The following is a 441-nucleotide window of genomic DNA, read 5'->3' as shown; positions in this document are numbered from 1 at the left end:
GATGACCAAAATTGAAAAATTATTTTTCTTCTTCTATGAAAAGGCTGTACCAAATTAATTTGGTACAGCCTTTTATATTTTATAGGTATTCTATTTTGAGCGAATTGCTTCCGCTTTTAGATATATCCAGCTCCAGCGGCTAGAATCTCCGTTCATTTCGCTCTCTCGCATGAAGCAAAAAGCGCTTCAAGGTCGAGAGCTTGAAGTGTCCTGCGATTCTGAAAGAGCCGCATCTGCTTTTAGATATATCCAGTTCCAGCGGCTAGAATGGTCGGTGGCTTCGCGTCTTCCTACGAGGCAAAAAGCGCCTCTTTGTCAGAAGCTCCATCCCCCTCCCATTCTGAAAGAGCCGCTTCCACTTTTAGATAGGCCTTACCAATTCAAATTGTTCTCCTAGTTTTGCGTAGTTGTGTCCTGCTAGGCGGCTTACTGGTTTTAGTC

General features: G+C 43.5%; 1 pseudogene. It reads right to left on the bottom strand.

What is annotated here, in order from left to right:
• Window positions 1-361: 361 nt before the first annotated feature.
• Window positions 362-441, bottom strand: a pseudogene (locus tag MR113_RS27455) (flavin reductase family protein); the annotation flags it as partial.

Origin of the sequence: Bacillus cereus group sp. BfR-BA-01379, assembly GCF_022663605.1 — a bacterium.
In the GTDB taxonomy this organism is placed as follows: Bacteria; Bacillota; Bacilli; order Bacillales; family Bacillaceae_G; genus Bacillus_A; species Bacillus_A mobilis.
This window is presented reverse-complemented; position numbering and strand designations above follow the sequence as displayed.